The organism is Bradyrhizobium sp. LeoA1Lang, from assembly GCF_055413685.1.
The window spans coordinates 1-331 of sequence record NZ_JBVAPG010000563.1 but is presented as its reverse complement, the minus strand read 5'-3'; the positions used below and the strand labels follow the sequence as shown (position 1 = coordinate 331).

Annotated in this window: 1 protein-coding gene; it reads right to left on the bottom strand. The window is 63.7% G+C overall.

Annotated features, from left to right (window positions below):
- Positions 1 to 143 precede the first annotated feature (143 nt).
- Positions 144 to 331, bottom strand: a 188-nt coding sequence (locus tag ACZYOF_RS44520; protein ID WP_463332055.1) for a transposase, incomplete at its 5' end; no start/stop codon positions are given.

The window sequence follows — 331 nt, the reverse complement described above, 5'->3', positions numbered from 1 at the left end:
CCGCATCAGGGCAAGGTCGTTGTCGTTGGCCGGCCGTGGCGGCCGGTAGACCCCAGAGCGCGCGATGCCAAGTAACATGCATTGCCGGCGGATCGACAGCGCCATGTCGGCGCGATCGAGCATTCCTTGACGGTCCGGCGTGCTCATCTTCCGGACCTCCGCGCTAAAAAATCGCGCTCGACTGTCAGTTGTCCAATCTTGGCGTGCAGCTTCTCGATCTCGCGTTCGCGCGCGTCCTCGCTCTCCCGCCCGACACCCGCGTCAAAGGCCCGGGCCGCCTGGTCCAGCAGTTGCTTCTTCCAGGCATAGATCTGGTTCGGGTGAACCTCAT